This window comes from Sphingomonas psychrotolerans (genome assembly GCF_002796605.1).
Classification (GTDB): Bacteria; Pseudomonadota; Alphaproteobacteria; order Sphingomonadales; family Sphingomonadaceae; genus Sphingomonas; species Sphingomonas psychrotolerans.
The window spans coordinates 1,175,403-1,190,202 of record NZ_CP024923.1 but is presented as its reverse complement, the minus strand read 5'-3'; the positions used below and the strand labels follow the sequence as shown (position 1 = coordinate 1,190,202).

At 64.7% G+C, this 14,800-nt stretch carries 14 protein-coding genes and 2 pseudogenes; 10 read left to right on the top strand and 6 right to left on the bottom strand.

Annotation, left to right across the window (positions count from 1 at the left end):
- Positions 1 to 8 precede the first annotated feature (8 nt).
- The 5 genes and pseudogenes from CVN68_RS05395 to CVN68_RS05375 form a co-directional block, all read right to left on the bottom strand.
- On the bottom strand, positions 9 to 524 hold the full coding sequence (locus CVN68_RS05395) for a hypothetical protein (RefSeq protein WP_100281294.1): 516 nt from the start codon (positions 522 to 524) through the stop codon (positions 9 to 11).
- A gap of 81 nt (positions 525 to 605) precedes the next feature.
- Entirely contained in the window at positions 606 to 1,130 is a 525-nt protein-coding gene (locus CVN68_RS05390) for a hypothetical protein (protein WP_100281293.1), read from the bottom strand.
- Between the two features lie 66 nt (positions 1,131 to 1,196).
- Entirely contained in the window at positions 1,197 to 2,975 is a 1,779-nt protein-coding gene (locus tag CVN68_RS05385) for a cation:proton antiporter domain-containing protein (protein WP_233503590.1), read from the bottom strand.
- Between the two features lie 275 nt (positions 2,976 to 3,250).
- The gene (locus CVN68_RS05380; protein WP_100281291.1) at positions 3,251 to 4,471 is read right to left on the bottom strand and encodes an NADP-dependent isocitrate dehydrogenase; all 1,221 of its coding nucleotides are present in this window, start codon (positions 4,469 to 4,471) and stop codon (positions 3,251 to 3,253) included.
- A 73-nt stretch (positions 4,472 to 4,544) separates the two neighbouring features.
- A pseudogene (locus CVN68_RS05375) lies at positions 4,545 to 5,122 on the bottom strand (class I SAM-dependent methyltransferase).
- Between the two features lie 342 nt (positions 5,123 to 5,464).
- Between CVN68_RS05375 and CVN68_RS05370 the strand changes: the two are divergent.
- Together CVN68_RS05370 and pssA are read left to right on the top strand one after the other, a co-directional pair.
- Positions 5,465 to 6,193, top strand: a complete 729-nt coding sequence (locus CVN68_RS05370; RefSeq protein ID WP_100281290.1) for a phosphatidylserine decarboxylase — start codon at positions 5,465 to 5,467, stop codon at positions 6,191 to 6,193.
- Positions 6,190 to 7,065 (top strand): CDP-diacylglycerol--serine O-phosphatidyltransferase, encoded by an 876-nt coding sequence (gene pssA, locus CVN68_RS05365; RefSeq protein ID WP_100281289.1) that lies wholly within the window; start codon positions 6,190 to 6,192, stop codon positions 7,063 to 7,065. The genes CVN68_RS05370 and pssA overlap by 4 nt, the downstream gene beginning before the upstream one ends.
- On the opposite strand, the gene CVN68_RS05360 is transcribed toward pssA, so the two are convergent.
- The gene (locus CVN68_RS05360; RefSeq protein ID WP_158298746.1) at positions 7,004 to 7,219 is read right to left on the bottom strand and encodes a hypothetical protein; all 216 of its coding nucleotides are present in this window, start codon (positions 7,217 to 7,219) and stop codon (positions 7,004 to 7,006) included. The genes pssA and CVN68_RS05360 overlap by 62 nt on opposite strands.
- A gap of 269 nt (positions 7,220 to 7,488) precedes the next feature.
- On the opposite strand from CVN68_RS05360, the gene rpsB reads away from it, so the two are divergent.
- From rpsB to rseP, 8 genes and pseudogenes are all read left to right on the top strand, one after another.
- Complete coding sequence (gene rpsB, locus CVN68_RS05355) at positions 7,489 to 8,424, top strand: 30S ribosomal protein S2 (protein ID WP_233503589.1); 936 nt, start codon at positions 7,489 to 7,491, stop codon at positions 8,422 to 8,424.
- A 79-nt stretch (positions 8,425 to 8,503) separates the two neighbouring features.
- Positions 8,504 to 9,439, top strand: coding sequence for a translation elongation factor Ts (tsf, locus tag CVN68_RS05350; protein ID WP_100281287.1), 936 nt, complete (start codon positions 8,504 to 8,506; stop codon positions 9,437 to 9,439).
- A gap of 118 nt (positions 9,440 to 9,557) precedes the next feature.
- A complete protein-coding gene (pyrH, locus tag CVN68_RS05345; RefSeq protein ID WP_100281286.1) occupies positions 9,558 to 10,289 on the top strand; it encodes a UMP kinase in 732 nt (243 codons plus the stop codon).
- Positions 10,290 to 10,303: 14 nt separating this feature from the next.
- Positions 10,304 to 10,861 carry a ribosome recycling factor gene (gene frr / locus CVN68_RS05340; RefSeq protein WP_100281285.1) on the top strand — a complete coding sequence of 186 codons (558 nt, stop codon included), beginning with the start codon at positions 10,304 to 10,306 and terminating at the stop codon, positions 10,859 to 10,861.
- A 30-nt stretch (positions 10,862 to 10,891) separates the two neighbouring features.
- Positions 10,892 to 11,623, top strand: a complete 732-nt coding sequence (locus CVN68_RS05335) for an isoprenyl transferase (RefSeq protein WP_407695533.1) — start codon at positions 10,892 to 10,894, stop codon at positions 11,621 to 11,623.
- The gene (locus CVN68_RS05330) at positions 11,620 to 12,396 is read left to right on the top strand and encodes a phosphatidate cytidylyltransferase (protein ID WP_100281283.1); all 777 of its coding nucleotides are present in this window, start codon (positions 11,620 to 11,622) and stop codon (positions 12,394 to 12,396) included. Before CVN68_RS05335 ends, CVN68_RS05330 begins: the two co-directional genes overlap by 4 nt.
- Positions 12,393 to 13,553 (top strand): 1-deoxy-D-xylulose-5-phosphate reductoisomerase, encoded by a 1,161-nt coding sequence (locus CVN68_RS05325; RefSeq protein WP_199560216.1) that lies wholly within the window; start codon positions 12,393 to 12,395, stop codon positions 13,551 to 13,553. The genes CVN68_RS05330 and CVN68_RS05325 overlap by 4 nt, the downstream gene beginning before the upstream one ends.
- A pseudogene (rseP, locus tag CVN68_RS05320) lies at positions 13,550 to 14,682 on the top strand (RIP metalloprotease RseP). The gene CVN68_RS05325 and the pseudogene rseP overlap by 4 nt, the downstream one beginning before the upstream one ends.
- Positions 14,683 to 14,800: the final 118 nt, after the last annotated feature.

The window sequence follows — 14,800 nt, the reverse complement described above, 5'->3', positions numbered from 1 at the left end:
CTGGGCCGTTAGAGGCCCAGCTTGTAACCGTCGCCGGGTTTCACCCATAGCAAGCGCTGGCTGAGTTCAGGTCGGGCGACGCCGTCTAGCATGACTTCGGCCCTGGACATCGCGCCCTCCGGCACTTCGCGCGTGCAACCCATCTTGCCGGCCAGCGGCGCGATCGAGGTCACCACCTGTGCTCGGATCGGGCTGGCCATCGCCGGATCTGCCGGCTTGCCGTCCACCTGCAGGCTTGCCGCCTCGAAGTCCGAGGTGAGGATCGGCGCGCAGAGAGCCCCGTCCTTGATGGTGCCGGCTGACTTCACTTCCATCGTGACCACCGGCTGCGGCCTAACCATCACGGTCGTGGTCGTTACGAAGCTGCCGTCTGAGTTCACCTTGTAGCTGGTCAGGCTGAAGCAGGTTTTCTTCTCGACGTTCGGATTGGCGCACTGGAGCTTGCCGGCTTTGGCGGCGGCGAGCGGATCGGCGACAGCCTGGGGTGCGGCGGCGGTCAGCAAAAGGAAAAGCGCTTCGATCATCGGCCGGACTCCGTCACGGATACGCCGAGCATGCGGTGCAAGTGGCGGCACGGCAAGGCGAATTCAGGCGCCGAAGAGCGATCAGCGCCCCACCGCATAGCCGTCACGCGGCGAGACCCAGACCACCGTCTGGCTGAGTTCCGGATGTGCCACACCGTCCAGCGTCACCACGCTGCGGGTAACGCCGTCCTCGGTGCGATCCTGGTAACAACGCTTCTTGCCCTCGATCGGCTGGACCGCGTCGAGCACCTGCAGCCGCATCGCGTTGTCGGCATTGGGGGCCAAGGGACGGCCGCTGCCCAGCAACGTGCCATTCTGGAAATCGCTGGTGCGCACCATGGCGCAGACGCCGCCTTGCTCGATCCGGCCGAAGGTCTTGTAGCGGAGCAGGACGGTCGCATCGCGCGAGACCAGTCCGCTCACCGTGGCGTCGAAATCGCCGTCGCTGTCCACCTTGTACCGAATGATCGCGCGGCAGGTGAGCCGGGCCGGATTGGGCGAGATGCAGCGCAATTTGCCTTCGCGTGCCGGCGCCAGCGGATCGGTGAGTGCGGCAGGTGCGGATTGTCCCGTCAACAGGCCGGCAAGCAACAGGGCAGCGATCATAAGCAAGGCTCCTAATTGGCGGGCCGGGAATGCGCGCTCGTGCGGCGGGTCGCAAGCCCGAAGCTGCTATCCGCCTACCTCACTCTGCCGTGTACGTCGCAGCCGGACCCGCAGCTCGCGATCGAGATCGGAGGCTTCCTTGATCGACTTGCGCATCTCGTCGCGCATCTCGTGGATCGAAGCGATCACCGGCCCGACTGCGATGCCGACATCGACGAGCACGGCCTCGGAAAGCTGGAGCGAGCTTTCGAGCGTCTCGGGAACGGCGTCGGTCGCACCGGCTTTGTATAATTCTGCGGCATGGGCGGCATCGCGGGCGCGGGCGATGATCGGCAGTTCGGGCACCCAGCCGCGGACGCGTTTGGTCAGTCGCACCGTGAGCACCGGATCATCCATCGTGAGCACCAGCGCTTTGGCGTGGCCGAGCTTGAGCTGGTCGACCAGTTCGTTTCGGGTCACGTCGCCGAACAGCACGGTATAGCCTTCCTTGCGCGCGGCGTTGACGTTGTCGATATCGGCATCGACTCCGAGATAGGGCAGATTGTGCCGCCGCAGCATTTCGGCGACGGTACGGCCAACCCGGCCGAAGCCGATCACAATGGTGCCTGGGCCGGCGGCATCGACCTGGGCGGGGGCCTCGTCCTTTTCCTGCTGTTCGATCAGTCGCGAGAATAGCTGGCCTGCCTTGGCGAGCAGCGGCGTGGCGGTGAGTCCAATCGCAGTCACGGTCGTCCAGAATGCCGCCGTCGTGCCCGAGATCAGCCCCGCGGCACCTGCGACGCCGAGCACGATCAGTGTCGTCTCGGACGGGCTCGCCATGAGGACGCCGGTCTCGGTGGCGGTGCCGGTGCGCGCACCCGAGAGCTTGAGCAGCCCGGTAGTGACCGCCACCTTGACCACCATGACCACCACCGTGGCGCCGAGCAGTGGCGCCCAATTGGCGAGGACGAAGCCGAGATCGAGCCGCATCCCCACGGTGATCAGGAACACGCCGAGCGCGAGCCCCTTGAAGGGCGCGGTGATCGCCTCGACCTCGCCATGATATTCGGTCTCGGCGATCAGCAGGCCCGCGATCAGCGCACCGACGATCGGCGACAGCCCCGCCGCGGTGGTCGCGAGGCTGGCGGCGATCACGACCAGCAGACTGGCGGCGAGGAACAATTCGGGGCTCTTGGTGCGCGCCGCTTGCCCGAACATCCGCGGCAAGAGCAGCCTTCCGCCAAGGAACAAGGCCGCGACGGTGAGCACGCCGAGACCGAGCGTAGTGAGCAACCCCACCACGCCGGCATTACCCGCCGAAGGTGCCAATGCGCCCAAACCGAAGATTATCGGCACCAGCGCCAGATCCTCGAACAGCAGCATCGCGAACGCGGCGCGCCCGACGGCACTGGTCGTCCCCGCAATCGGGATCACCAATGCGGTCGAGGAAAGCGCGAGCGCGAGGCCCAGCCCGATCGCGCCGCCGGTGCTGAGGCCGGTGAGGTATAGCGCCGCGGCGAGGATCAGCCCTGCGCCGACCAGCTCGGCAGCGCCGACTCCGAAGACGAGCTTGCGCATCGCCCATAGGCGCTTGAACGACAGTTCGAGCCCGATCGAGAACAGCAGCAGGATGATGCCGAATTCGGCGAACGGCTCGATCGAATGCGTATCGGAGATAGTGAAATAATAGAGCCACGGATTCTGGCCGACCAACGTGCCGAGCCCGAAGGGTCCCACCAGCGCGCCGACGAGGATGAACCCGATGACTGGGCTGATCCGGAATCGGGCAAAGGCGGGGATCACCAGTCCCGCCGCACCGAGGATCACCAGTGTGTCGCTGAATCCGGTATTGTTAAGGCTGAGCATCAACCGAACGACGCGTTAAGTTGACTCGGTTTGCGGAAACGCGATTCATCTCGCAATATTATTTCGTGAAACAGGCAGAAGGGCAGGCGGGAAGCGTGGTGGATCATGCGCGATATGCCAGCATGTAAATTCCTACATTGCAACCCGCGGTGCATGGCGATCGGCCGGTTGCAGCGCGCAAGTGCCGGCCGTTTCCCGCTCTGGATGCCAGCACCGACCGAGCAGGCGCAAAAAAGGGGCGGCCATGGCCGCCCCCTCTTCGTACGGCTCGCGGCTTACTGCCAGCTGCCCATTTCATTCTCGAGATTGACACGAACCGTCTCGAAGAACTGCTCGGTGGTCATCCACGCCTGATCCGGCCCGATCAGCAATGCGAGGTCCTTGGTCATCGCGCCGCTCTCGACGGTCTTGATGCAGACCTGCTCGAGAGTTTCGGCGAAGCGCGTGACGTCTGGCGTGTCGTCGAACTTGCCGCGATACTTCAGGCCGCCGGTCCAGGCGAAAATCGATGCGATCGGGTTGGTCGAAGTTGCCTTGCCCTGCTGGTGCTGGCGATAATGGCGTGTGACGGTGCCGTGCGCCGCCTCGGCCTCGATCGTCTTGCCGTCGGGCGACATCAGCACCGAGGTCATCAGGCCAAGAGAACCGAAGCCCTGCGCGACCTGGTCCGACTGGACGTCGCCGTCATAATTCTTGCACGCCCAGACGAACTCGCCATGCCACTTGAGCGCCGAAGCGACCATGTCGTCGATCAGGCGGTGCTCGTAGACGATGCCCGCTTCCTTGAACTGATCCTTGAACTCGGCGTCGAACACCGCCTGGAAGATATCCTTGAAGCGCCCGTCATAGGCCTTGAGGATGGTGTTCTTGGTCGAGAGGTAGAGCGGCCAGCCGCGGCCGAGCGAATAGTTCATGCTGGCGCGGGCGAAATCGGTGATCGATTCGTCGAGATTGTACATGCCCATCGCGACGCCGGCGTCGGGGAAGTTGAACACTTCCTTCTCGATCGTCTCGCCGTTCTCGCCTTCCCACTTCATCGTGAGCTTGCCCTTGCCGGGCACCTTGAAGTCGGTAGCTTTATATTGGTCGCCGAACGCGTGGCGGCCGACGACGATCGGGCGAGTCCAGCCGGGAATCAGCCGCGGCACGTTCGAGATCACGATCGGCTCGCGGAAGATCACGCCGCCGAGGATGTTGCGGATCGTGCCGTTGGGCGACTTCCACATTTCCTTGAGGCCGAATTCTTCGACGCGCTGTTCGTCCGGAGTGATCGTCGCGCACTTCACGCCGACGCCGTACTGCCGAATCGCGTTGGCCGAATCGATCGTGATCTGATCGTTGGTCTCGTCGCGCTTTTCGACGCCGAGATCGTAATATTTGAGGTCGATGTCGAGATAGGGGAGGATCAGGCGCTCGCGGATCCACTGCCAGATGATCCGCGTCATCTCGTCGCCGTCGATCTCCACGACCGGCGTTGCAACCTTGATCTTCGCCATGTGCTCGCTTCCTGCTTTAGGGTTTGGGCGAGCGTCTAGGAGGATGGGGAGGGGGATCAAGCGCCGAGCGCGCTCACTTCTTCCACGCCCACCAGAGCTGCGCCGGCGGCAGGTTCCACCATTCGACCTCATGGTCGATATGTTCCCAATAAGGCGTCAGGAAGTTCCGCACCTTGGGTTGTATTGATAGACGAGGAAAGCGCCATCCTTGCGGAGGATGTCGTGCGTCGCATGCGCAATCGCGTCGCCGACCCCGGTCGGCAGAGTCGAGAAGGGCAGGCCGGAGGCGATGTAGTCGGCATGCTCGAAGCCGTGATCGGCGACGATTCGCTTGATGTCCGCCGCCGAATCATTGACCGCGATGAAGCGCGGATCGTCGATCATATGCTTGAGGTAGCGGATGAAATCGGGGTTGGTGTCGATCACGATCAGCTTCGCGTCGGGCGCCAGGCGCTCGAGAATCGGGCGCGTGAAGGTGCCGACGCCAGGGCCGTATTCGACGAACAGCTTGCAATTGTCCCAGTCGACCGGCGCGAGCATGTGTCGCACGAGCCGCTGTGACGAGGAGACGATCGCACCCACCATCACCGGGTGTTTGAAGAAGCCCTTGAGGAACATCACCCAAGGTGATGACACTCCGGCGGCGCGCATGCTGGCACGGCGGCGCTTTGCGGAGGCGGTCGATGCGGGCATTGGGGTCCTTTGCAGGTTTCGTGGCAACCGTGGCGCACGCGCTTCCGCGAAAACGAACGAATATTCAAGCGCAGTGGTTGCCTTAATCGAGGACGACCGCCCCCGAACTCGAACAATGTGGCGCGCAGATACACCACCAGTGGCGTCTCGCAAAGCCGATCTGCGACCGGCGGAGAAAAGCCGGGTGGGACCGACGCGGTTCCGCGTCTCGCCGGCATCGAGCCCTGGCAGAATAAGCCCCGCGTGGATAATCGCGCCAGCGTCTAGGAAAGCGCGAGTCATGCCGCTACACCGCGCGGCATGGCATCGCTTGACAAGCCCTCCGTCGGTACCTCGACTGTGAAGTGGCGTTTCCCCGACATTCACCCCGAAGGCCGCAAATATGTGCTGATCGCCGGCGCGATCGCGCTGGTCAGTCTATTCGTGTGGGATTTCATCACCTGGCCGCTCGTGTTTCTCACACTCGGCGTCGCGGCGTTCTTCCGTGATCCGGTACGCGTGACGCCGCAGGGCGAAGGGCTGATCGTCTCGCCGGCCGACGGGCTGATCACGATGATCGAGCGGGTGGATCTGCCCCCCGAACTCGCCGGGCCGCAGGCGCTGGGCGAGGGCAGCATGCTGCGCGTCTCGGTGTTCATGAGCGTGTTCGACGTACACATCAATCGCACGCCGATCACCGGCACGATCCGCCACGTCATCTATATCGCCGGCAAGTTCATGAATGCCGACTTCGACAAAGCGAGCGAAGAGAATGAGCGCCAGCACATCATCGTCGAGGACAAGAACGGCCAGCGGATCGGCTTCACCCAGATCGCCGGGCTGGTCGCGCGGCGAATCGTCAGCTTCGTCAAGGCGGGCGATATGGTCGTCGGCGGGCAGCGCGTCGGACTGATTCGCTTCGGCAGCCGCGTCGACGTGTTTATCCCGGAGGCTTACGGCGTCGAAGTCGCGCTCGGTCAGCGCGCAATCGCCGGCGAGACGATCCTCGCGCGCAAGGGAGCGCCGCGCGCGGCCGGCATCGCCCAATGAAGCCGCCCCGCGCGGGCAGGCGGGCGATCCCGGGGCTGCGTCGCGAGGGCGGGATTCCGCTGCGCGCGGTGCTGCCCAACACGGTTACCGCGCTCGCGCTCTGCTCCGGCCTGACGGCGATTCGCTTCGCGATCCTCGGCAATTGGGAAGTCGCGGTGCTGATGGTGCTCGCAGCCGCAGTGTTCGATGGGCTCGATGGCAAGATCGCCCGGCTGGTGCGCGCCGAGAGCCGCTTTGGAGCCGAGCTCGACAGCCTTTCCGACGCAATCTCGTTCGGAGTCGCGCCCGCGCTGATTCTTTATCTCTGGTCGCTGAACGGGCTCGGCCGGTTCGGCTGGATGATCGCGCTGCTGCTGGCGCTGTTCTGTGCGCTGCGTCTTGCGCGCTTCAACGCCAATATCGATCAGGAGCATCAGCCGCACAAATCGGCGGGTTTCCTCACCGGCGTTCCCGCGCCGGCGGGCGCATTGCTGGCGCTAATGCCGCTTTTTCTGTGGAACTGGACCAACGAACTGCTTCGCCCGCCGGTGAACGATTCCACTCCGATCCTGCTGGTCGAGACCATTCAACACCTGCTGCGCACTCCGGCGGTGATCGCGCCGTGGACGGCCTTCATCGCGCTGCTGATGATTTCGAGCGTCGCGACTTTCACGCCGACGGTGCGACTCAAGCAACGCATGCGTTTCGAGGCGATCGCGGTGTTGGTGGTGCTCGTCGCGGCGCTGGTATCGGCGCCGTGGCCGACGCTCGCCGTGCTGGCGATCGCCTATCTGGTGACGATCCCGTTCAGCGTGCGTAGCTATCGCCGGATCAGGCAGCAGCGCGCAGCGGTGCCCATGCCGGCAACCGCGCCGGAACGGCTCGAATCGTAACCCGGCCGAGCCGCGCCGGCAGGGCGGGCAGATTCGAAGCGGGACGAAACAGTTCGGCGAAACGATGAAGCTGCGGGCGGATCGTGGCGATCATCGCCCACACCGAGACGATGAAAGCCGAGCCAAAGAGCAGGGCGATCGCAAATCCAGTCATCATACAACTCCTGTCGCGCACAAATCGGCGAAGATGCAATGATTTCAACAGTTTGACGCCAAGAGGCGTTCCATGCTCCGCTTATGAGCCCTGTATGTTCCGTTAACGTTCTACTGTCAATGAGATGTTCCAAATTTGTTCCACTTGCCTCGGGCGGCGACCTGGGCTAAGCGCGCCGCCTCAACCCGCATGGGAAGCATCATAAACCGGTGCCGTGAACGCTTCACGGTTCCCGCTTCCCAGAGGCTCAACCGGAAGGAGTTATCCCTATGGCGGCACCAGTCGTCTCCATGCAGCAATTGCTCGAATCGGGCGCGCACTTCGGTCACCAGACCCATCGCTGGAACCCGAAGATGAAGCCCTACATCTTCGGCGATCGCAACGGCGTCCACATCATCGACCTTTCGCAGACCGTGCCGCTCTTCGCGCGCGCTCTCGAGTTCGTGAACTCCACCGTCGCTGCCGGCGGCAAGGTGCTGTTCGTCGGTACCAAGCGCCAGGCGCAGGAGCCGATCGCCGAGGCCGCGCGCCGCGCCAATCAGCATTTCGTCAACCATCGCTGGCTGGGCGGCATGCTCACCAACTGGAAGACCATCTCCAACTCGATCAAGCGTCTCAAGACGCTCGAGGAGCAGCTTTCGGGCGACACGCACGGCCTCACCAAGAAGGAAGTGCTCCAGCTCACCCGCGAGAAGGACAAGCTCGAACTCTCGCTCGGCGGCATCCGTGACATGGGCGGCGTTCCCGACATCATGTTCGTGATCGACGCGAACAAGGAAGAGCTGGCGATCAAGGAAGCCAACACGCTCGGCATCCCCGTCGTCGCGATCCTCGATTCGAACGTCAGCCCGGACGGCATCGCCTTCCCGGTTCCGGCGAACGACGATGCGAGCCGCGCGATCCGCCTCTACTGCGAAGCCGTGGCGATCGCCGCGACCCGCGGTGGCCAGGAGCAGCAGCGCAACCAGGGCTTCGACTTCGGCGCCGCCGAGCGGCCCCCGGTCGAGGAAGCGCTCGTCACCCCGGCACCCGTCGCTGAAGAGGTGCCTGCCGCCGACGCGCCGGTCGTCACCGCCGAGGAGTTCGAGGCTCCCGCCGCTGCCGTGGAACCCGAGGCTCCTGCCGCTGCTGTGGAGCCTGAGGCTCCCGCCGCGGTGACCGAGCCTGGTCAGGCTGAAGAGGGCGAGCGTCAAATCGACGCCTGAACCCGTCATCTAACCGTAATGGGGGCGGGGCAGGGCATTGCGCACTGCTCCGCCCGATTTTTAGCTGAGGAATAGAAACATGGCCGAGATCACTGCAACAGCTGTGAAGGAGCTCCGCGAAAAGAGCGGCGCCGGCATGATGGATTGCAAGAAGGCGCTGACTGAGACCAATGGCGACCTCGAAGCCGCGAGCGACTGGCTGCGCTCGAAGGGCCTGGCCGCCGCCGCCAAGAAGTCGAGCCGCACCGCCGCTGAAGGCCTGGTCGGAGTCGCCGTCGCTGGCACCAAGGGCGTCGCGGTCGAAGTCAATTCGCAGACCGATTTCGTCGCCAAGAACGAGATCTTCCAGAGCTTCGTCCGCGAAGTGACGGCAGTCGCGCTCGAAAAGGGTGACGACATCGACACGCTCAAGGCCTCGCCGCTCCCCGCTGGTGGCACGGTCGAGGAAGTGCTGACCAACAACATCTCGACGATCGGCGAGAACCAGGTTCTCCGCCGCGCGAAGAAAGTCGAAGTGTCGAAGGGCGCGGTGATTCCGTACGTTCACAATGCGGCCGCTCCCGGCCTCGGCAAGATCGGCGTGCTCGTCGCGCTCGAATCGGATGCCGGCGTCGACGTGCTGGAACCGCTCGGCAAGCAGCTGGCGATGCACATTGCTGCTGCTTTCCCGCTGGCGCTTAATGTCGAGGGCCTCGATCCCGAGGTGGTCGAGCGCGAAGCGGCGATCCTGCGCGAGAAGAATGCCGAGAAGATCGTCGGCAAGTCGCCCGAGGTGGCCGAGAAGATCCTCAACGGCCCGATCGAGAAGTTCAAGAAGGAGAACGCGCTGCTGACCCAGGCGTTCGTCATGGACGGCAAGACGCCCGTTCAGGACGTGATCGCCAAGGCGGCGAAGGATGCCGGTGCCACGATCGCGCTCACCGACTATGTCCGCTTCCAGCTGGGCGAGGGCATCGAGAAGGAAGAGAGCGACTTCGCGGCCGAGGTTGCGGCCACCGCCGGCCTCACCAAGTAAGCGAGGCGCCGGGGCGTTCCGCCTCCATGGTATCTCCCCGGCATCTCCGCTTGTTCCTGCGGCGCGGCACCTCTAAGGTCCGCGCCGCTTCGCTATCCGCCTCATACCTAAGGCTCAAATGACCGCTCCCCGCTTCAATCGTATCCTTCTCAAGCTTTCGGGCGAGGTCCTGATGGGTCAGGGCCAGTTCGGCATTGATCCCGCCACTTGCGAGCGCGTTGCGCTGGAAGTGAAGGAAGCGATCGAGACCGGTTTGCAGGTCTGCATGGTCGTCGGCGGCGGCAACATCTTCCGCGGGCTGGCCGGTGCGGCGCAGGGCTTCGACCGCGCCAGCGCCGATTATATGGGCATGCTCGCGACGGTGATGAACGCGCTGGCGATGCAGAACGCGATGGAGAAGATCGGCGTCCAGACCCGTGTTCAATCGGCAATCCCAATGGCCAGCGTGTGCGAGCCCTATATCCGCCGCCGCGCCGAGCGACACATGGAGAAGGGCCGCGTGGTGATCTTCGCCGCGGGTACCGGGCTCCCGTTCTTCACTACCGACACCACTGCCGCGCTGCGCGCCGCCGAGATGAACTGCGACGCGCTGTTCAAGGGCACTTCGGTCGACGGTATCTACGACGCCGATCCCAAGAAAGTGCCGACCGCAAAGCGTTACGATTCGCTCAGCTATGACCGCGTCCTCGCAGACAATCTGAAGGTGATGGACGCGTCCGCGGTCGCTCTCTGCCGCGACAACAATATCCCGATCGTGGTGTTCAACATCCGAGACGAAGGTAATCTCTCCGCCGTTCTGTGTGGCGAGGGCGCCTCGACAATCGTCCAGAACGAAACCGCATCCGCATAACAGGAGAGCCGAAAATGGCCGCTTACGACAAGACAGATATCGAGCGCCGCATGGCCGGCGCGGTCGAGGCGCTCAAACACGATCTCCAGGGCCTGCGCACCGGTCGTGCCTCGACCACCCTGCTGGATCCGGTGACGGTCGACGTCTATGGCGCGCAGATGCCGATCAACCAGTTGGCGAGCGTCTCGGCACCCGAGCCGCGCCTGCTCTCGGTGCAGGTGTGGGACAAGATGAATGTCGGCCCGGTCGACAAGGCGATCCGCTCGGCGGGGCTCGGTCTCAATCCGATCGTCGACGGGCAGACGCTGCGTCTGCCGATCCCCGATCTGACGGAAGAGCGGCGGAAAGAACTCGCCAAGCTCGCCAGCCAATATGCCGAGAAGGCACGCATCGCAGTGCGTAATGTCCGCCGCGATGGCAATGACAGCCTCAAGACCGACGAGAAGAAGGGCCTTTTCGGCGAGGACGAGCGCAAGCGCCACGAGACCGAGGTCCAGAAGCTGACCGACAGCACGATCGCCGACATCGATGCGGTGACGGCGGCAAAGGAAAAGGAAATTCTGGGCAAGTGACCGGCCCGGCGTTTCTCCGGGCGGCCGGCCGTGGCCGCTAGACCCGCCCCCGATCTTCCTTCGGGCACGCCCCCGCGCCACGTCGCCATCATCATGGACGGCAACGGGCGCTGGGCGAAGAAGCGCTTCCTGCCGCGCATCGCGGGGCACAAACAGGGCGTCGAGGCGGTGCGCCGCGTCGCGCGCGCCGCGCGAAAGCTCGGTATCGAAGTGCTCACGCTCTACGCCTTCTCCTCCGAGAACTGGCGTCGCCCCGAGGAAGAGGTCCGCGACCTGATGGGGCTGCTGCGCCATTTCCTCGCGAGCGAACTCGACGAACTCGTCTCGGAGGGCGTGCGATTGCGAGTGATCGGCGATTGGCGCGGGCTCGCGCCCGATCTCGTCGCGATGATCGACGCGGCGATTGCGCGGACCGTGGCCAATCCCGGCCCGACCTTGGTCATCGCGCTCAATTATGGCGCGCAGGCCGAAATCCTCGCCGCGGCTCGCCGTCTTGCCGAACAGGCATGCGACGGCACGCTCGACCCCTCCGCGATCGACGAAGCGCGCTTCGAGGCCGAACTCGCAACTGCGGATCTCCCACCGCTCGACTTGCTGATCCGCACCTCGGGCGAGCACCGGCTGTCGAACTTCCTGCTGTGGCAGGCGGCCTATGCCGAGTTGCTCTTCGTCGACACGCTCTGGCCTGATTTCGACGAGAAGGCGCTGGCCGATGCGCTCGATCGCTTCGGGCAGCGTCAGCGGCGTTTCGGAGGCTTGTGACCAAAGGTAAATCGGATCTGGGGACGCGGGCGATCGTCGCCATCGCGCTGATCGGGCTCGCCGCGATCGCGCTCTGGGTCGGCGGGCTCGGTTTCTGGCTGATCGTCGCGGCCGCGGCGCTGCTGATGATGGCCGAATGGGCGGACCTTTCGGGCGTCAGTCTGCGCGAGAAGCGACTGGCCCAATATGCGTTGACCGTGCCGCTGGCGATCATGGCGCCGGGATTGGCCGCGGGGCCTGGTTTCCTCGCGCTCGGACTGGTGGCCGGCGCGGCCTTCTTCGTCGCAGCAGTGACGCGCAAGGGCCAGCTGGCGGCGGGCGTGGCCTATTCCGGCCTGCCGGTGCTCGCCTTGCTCGCGCTGCGCGAGGACCCTTCGCATGGCCTGCTATACACTTTCTGGGCGATGGCCTTGGTCTGGGCATGCGACACCGGGGCGTATTTTGCCGGGCGCGCGATCGGTGGGCCCAGGCTCGCCCCGCAGATCAGCCCGAACAAGACCTGGGCGGGCTTCGTCGGTGGCGTTGCCCTGGCGGGGGTCTTCGCCTTGTTGCTGGTTTTCGGTTTCGGCCTTCCCGTGGTGCTGGCGCTCGCCACACCGATCCTCGCCGCGCTGGCGCAGATCGGCGACTTGTTCGAGAGCCATCTCAAACGCTGCGCCGGCGTGAAGGATTCGGGTAATCTGCTTCCCGGCCATGGCGGCCTCCTCGATCGGCTCGACGGACTCGTCGCCGTGGCGCCTTTCGCGGCACTGCTGGTTCTGGTGGCGACATGATCAAACGCGTCACCATCCTCGGCGCCACCGGTTCGGTGGGCAGTTCGACGCTCGACCTCATCGAGCGTGCGCCCGAGCGGTTCGAAGTGATCGCGCTGACCGCCAACCGCGATGTGGACAAGCTCGCCGCGGCGGCGATCCGGACGCGCGCGAAGCTGGCGGTGGTCGCGGACCCAAGCTGCCTCGACGCGCTCCGAGACGCCTTGGCGGGGAGCGGCGTGGAGGCGCGGGCAGGGGCGGAAGCGGTCTGTGACGCGGCCCGCGCCGGCGCCGACTGGACGATGGCCGCGATCGTCGGCACCGCCGGGCTCAAGCCGGTAATGGCGGCGCTCGAGGCGGGCGGCACCGTCGCACTCGCCAACAAGGAGGCACTGGTTTCGGCCGGCGACGTCATGACGGCGGCGGCGTGCGCGCATGCCACGACGCTGCTGCCAGTCGATTCGGAGCATAATGCGGTCTTCCAGTGCCTCGATCGCACTGCGCCGCGCGGCGTGCGGAAAATCATCCTGACCGCCAGCGGGGGGCCGTTTCGCACGACGCCGTTCGAAGCGATGCGTGCGATCACGCCGACGCAGGCCGTGGCGCACCCCAATTGGTCGATGGGCGCCAAGATCTCGGTCGATTCGGCGACGATGATGAACAAGGGTCTCGAGCTGATCGAGGCCTTCCATCTGTTCCCGGTGCGCGCCGACCAGCTCGACATCCTCGTCCACGCCCAGTCGGTAGTCCATTCGATGGTCGAATATGTCGACGGTTCGGTGCTCGCCCAGCTCGGCACGCCGGATATGCGCACGCCGATTTCCTATGCGCTGGCCTGGCCCGAGCGGATGGCGACGCCTTGCGAGCCGCTCGACCTCGCCCGAATTGGGCGGCTCGACTTCGAGGCGACGGACTCCGTGCGCTTCCCGGCGCTGACGCTGGCGCGCGATGCGCTGGCGGCGGGCGGTGCGCGCCCGGCGATCCTCAACGCCGCCAACGAGGTCGCCGTTGCCGCATTCCTCGCCGGGCGCGTTGGATTTCTTGAAATTGCCGCAATCGTTGCCGATACGCTGGCGCGCTACGACCCGGCCGCCCCGGACTCGCTGGATGCCGTGTTGGCAATCGACGCCGAGGCGAGGGCGTATGCGGGCGAGCGTGTGAAGGACTGCGTTCTTTGATCGAATCCCCCGCCATCCCCATCTACTTCCTGGCCTTCGTGCTGGTTCTGGGGCCGCTCGTCTTCTTGCACGAACTTGGACATTATCTCGCCGGACGCTGGTTCGGCGTGAAGGCCGAGGAGTTCTCGATCGGCTTTGGCCGCGAAATCGCAGGGATCACCGACAAAAGAGGTACGCGCTGGAAGTTCGGCTGGCTGCCGCTGGGGGCTATGTCCGCTTCGCCGGTGACATGAACCCGGCGAGTCAGCCTTCGCCGGAATGGCTGTCGCTGCCGGCGCACGAGCGGGCGCAGACTTTTCAGGCCAAGCCCCTATGGCAACGTGCGATCATCGTCGTTGCCGGGCCGGTCGCCAATTTCATCGTGGCGATCCTGATCCTCAGCGCCTTTGCGTTCACCTATGGCCAGAACGTGACGCCCTCGGTCGTGGGCACCGTGCAGCCGGGCAGCGCCGCCGCGGCTGCGGGGTTGCAGCCCGGCGATAGAATGACGGCGCTTGGCGGACGCTCGGTCGAGACGTTCGTCGACATCGCAAAATATGCGCAGATCCGTCCCGGTGAAGCGGTTCGAATTGATTTCGAACGTAACGGCCGCGCGATGGCTGCGGACACTGTGATCGGCATTCGCGAGGAGCAGGATCGCTTTGGCAACAAATACCCGATTGGCGTGATCGGTGTGGGCAGCAGTACACCCGTGCTCCAATCCGTGGGAATTCTGGAAGCGCCGATCGTCGGTGTTCGCCGGACCCTCGACATCGTTCAGATGCAGATCGACGGCCTGAAGCAGATCATCACCGGCCGGCGACCGCTGTCCGAGCTTGGCGGGCCGCTCAAGATCGCGCAGGTCTCCGGCGAGCGTCTCGCGTTGGGACCCGCCGAGTTCGTGTTCCTTATCGCGCTCATTTCCATTAATCTCGGATTCATCAACCTCTTGCCAGTTCCGGTGCTGGATGGCGGGCATCTTCTGTTCTACGCAGTCGAAGCCGTACGCCGCCGCCCGGTCGAGCCGCAGGTGATGGAATGGGCTTTCCGGGGTGGTCTGATCGCAATTCTGGCGCTGATGCTGCTGGTGACGTTCAATGATCTGGGCTCGTTTGGGGTCTGGAGAAATCTGGCCGGGTTGATCGGCTGATGCGGTTAAGGCAGGGGCGGTTGTTCCGGCGTCGCGTGGGCAGCGGCATTACTCGAAATCCGACTTGGGGTGGGATGTGACGATCAAGGTTAATCATTTCGGCGTACGCGCCACTGCG